The following is a 2,787-nucleotide window of genomic DNA, read 5'->3' on the forward strand; positions in this document are numbered from 1 at the left end:
GAAGAACACATTAAACAGTTTTGGATTTGAAGTGCGCTAAATGATGTATTTATCGGAATACGAATACCAAGCCTTAATGCTGAGCTTGAAAGTCGCTGGGTTTGCCATCTTGTGGCTTATTCCTATCGGCATCGGCTTAGCGTGGCTACTCGCTAGAAAACAATTTCTAGGCAAAAGCGTTGTAGAGAGCATTGTCCATTTGCCTTTGGTGCTTCCACCCGTGGTTATTGGTTATTTACTACTAGTGATGATGGGGAGACAAGGTGTTATTGGCTCTTGGCTTAATGACGTGTTTGGTATTGTATTCAGTTTTAGCTGGAAGGGCGCTGCTCTAGCGTGTGTGGTCGTAGCATTGCCTCTGATGGTACGTTCTATACGACTGAGCTTAGAAACCGTAGACAGTAAACTTGAAGAGGCTGCAGCCACGCTAGGTGCTTCACCTCTTCGTGTGTTTTTCACCATCACTTTACCTCTGATGATCCCAGGGATCATTACTGGCACCATGCTTTCATTTGCGAGAAGCTTGGGTGAGTTTGGTGCGACCATCAGCTTCGTTTCCAATATCCCTGGAGAAACTCAAACCATTCCTTTAGCCATGTATACCTTTATTGAAACCCCTGGAGCTGAAATGGAAGCGGCTCGTTTGTGTGTCATCTCAATAGTGATCGCACTGAGTTCACTGATACTTTCTGAATGGCTCAACAAAAAGTCAGCAAAACGTTTGGGGGGCAACGCATGAGTCGCATGAGCACTTTGGTCCTCCAATATCAGCAACAGCTTGGTGAAACGTTTTTTGATATTGACTTAGAATTGCCAAGTACTGGTATTACGGCAATTTTCGGTCGTTCTGGTGCAGGTAAAACTTCACTTATCAATGCCATTAGTGGTCTCAAACAACCAGATAGTGGCTTGATCAGCGTATCTGGAACCATTCTGTTTGATAGTGAAAATGGCATCAACTTACCAACGCACAAACGCAACGTCGGCTATGTATTCCAAGAATCACGATTGTTCCCACACATGAAGGTAGCGGCGAATTTAAAGTACGGCATGAAATGCGTCGATAACGCGCACTTTGAACAAATAGTCTCGCTGCTATCGTTGGACTCGCTGCTTGATCGCTATCCAGCCCGTCTGTCTGGCGGTGAGAAGCAACGTGTTGCGATTGGCCGCGCACTGTTGTCTAAGCCCAGCATTCTATTGATGGATGAGCCATTGGCGTCTCTGGACTTACCTCGTAAGCGTGAAGTAATGCCGTTTCTGGAAAACTTATCTGAAACCGTTCAAATACCGATTATCTATGTCACTCATAGCCTCAATGAAATATTACGCTTGGCAAATCACCTTGTGATCATTGAGCAAGGCAAAGTTATTTCATCGGGGATGACGGAAGAGGTATGGGCATCGAGAGCCATGCAACCGTGGCAATCTTTTTCAGAGCAAAGTTCGTTGTTTGAAGCGACATTAGCGGAACATAATGATGATTATGCGTTGTCACGTCTAACGTTAGGTAAATCAACGTCACTTTGGGTTCAAAAGGTGTCGAGCGAGCTTGGCACTACGGTAAGGCTGCAAGTGAGGGCAAATGATGTCTCTATCACGTTACAGCAGCCGCAAGGCACTTCGATACGTAATATCCTTCCTGTCACTATTAAAAGGGTAGAGACGCACCAGCAAGGCTCGAATAAGCAGAGTGTCGCTGTCGAGTTAGAACTTGAGGCCGGATGCTACCTATGGGCGACTATTACATTGTGGGCGCTGGATGAGCTGAATTTAGAAATTGGACAACGTGTCTACGCACAAATTAAAGGCGTGAGTGTCGCGCAAAGAGATATCGCGATAACGCACTAAGCTTATGCAGCAAGCTCATGCGATAAGATATTCAGATCTAGCGGTAATACATTAAGATCCCAAGACGTACCTGGTTTTTGGTTTCATTTTAGAACGGGTAAAACTCGATCTTGATTCTGTGACTCGATCTTGATTCCATAAATGACTACATGTGTCATTTTATAGGGTGTAACTGCCAGTTTTGCGTCATACTATATGAGTGTGTATGTATACTTTCGTGCGATGAGAAAAGTTAGAATTATAAGAGCCACAATGAGAACCCCTGCACTAACAAGAACCCAGACGTTACGTTCGAATAATAGAAGAAGCGAGCAGAAAAAGAACGTATAGAAAAAGCTGCAGGTACAAAAAAGCCGCATGTTTTAAATAACATACGGCTTAATCATTAAGTTTTCGTTAAGCATTTAACCTAAATTTAGGTGCTCTGAATGGCTTAGCGGATGAAAACTTCTTTGAAATCACGCTTCAAGATAGCATCACGGCGCGCTTTCTTGATTTGCTTAGCCATGTCTTTTACACAGTTATGTAAAATTTGGTCAAGCAGTTGAGCTCGGTACTCTTCTTTTTCTTCATCAGTCATGCCTTCTGGAAGTTTAAGAGTAGGGAACTCCTCCATCATGTTTACGCCAGCGAAAGCTTGGCTAACAGAGATTAGAGCGTGGAATTGCTCGAAGTTGTCTAAAACATTTTGTGCGCTTGCTGGAAGGCTGCTCCAAGTTTCACGCACTGCTTCTTCAGACACTTCGTGAATAGAAGTAACCATGTTGTGCATCTCTTTAGGCACTTCATCAAATTCGATAACTTGGCGAAGCTCTGGTGAGATAGTGGTTAAATCGATTTCTTGTACTTCGTTGTTTGTAGCGTCTGACATAGTATTTCTCTTTAAAAAGAAACAATGCTAAAAAGATCTGTAAAAAAGTCAATATAATATAGAGA

Annotated in this window: 3 protein-coding genes; 2 read left to right on the forward strand and 1 reads right to left on the reverse strand. The window is 43.3% G+C overall.

What is annotated here, in order from left to right; all coding sequences use genetic code 11:
- Nucleotides 1-40: 40 nt before the first annotated feature.
- Both modB and modC read left to right on the forward strand, forming a co-directional pair.
- Nucleotides 41-739 carry a molybdate ABC transporter permease subunit gene (modB, locus tag AB4653_RS25245; protein WP_012600622.1) on the forward strand — a complete coding sequence of 233 codons (699 nt, stop codon included), beginning with the start codon at nucleotides 41-43 and terminating at the stop codon, nucleotides 737-739.
- A gap of 5 nt (nucleotides 740-744) precedes the next feature.
- Complete coding sequence (gene modC / locus AB4653_RS25250) at nucleotides 745-1,851, forward strand: molybdenum ABC transporter ATP-binding protein ModC (protein WP_041473213.1); 1,107 nt, start codon at nucleotides 745-747, stop codon at nucleotides 1,849-1,851.
- A gap of 433 nt (nucleotides 1,852-2,284) precedes the next feature.
- Here the strand turns inward: modC and AB4653_RS25255 are convergent, their stop codons facing one another.
- A complete protein-coding gene (locus tag AB4653_RS25255) occupies nucleotides 2,285-2,722 on the reverse strand; it encodes a DUF3069 domain-containing protein (protein WP_017098271.1) in 438 nt (145 codons plus the stop codon).
- Between the last annotated feature and the right edge of the window lie 65 nt (nucleotides 2,723-2,787).

The sequence above is a fragment of the Vibrio sp. 10N.222.48.A3 genome, from assembly GCF_041475345.1.
GTDB classification, from domain to species: Bacteria; Pseudomonadota; Gammaproteobacteria; order Enterobacterales; family Vibrionaceae; genus Vibrio; species Vibrio tasmaniensis_A.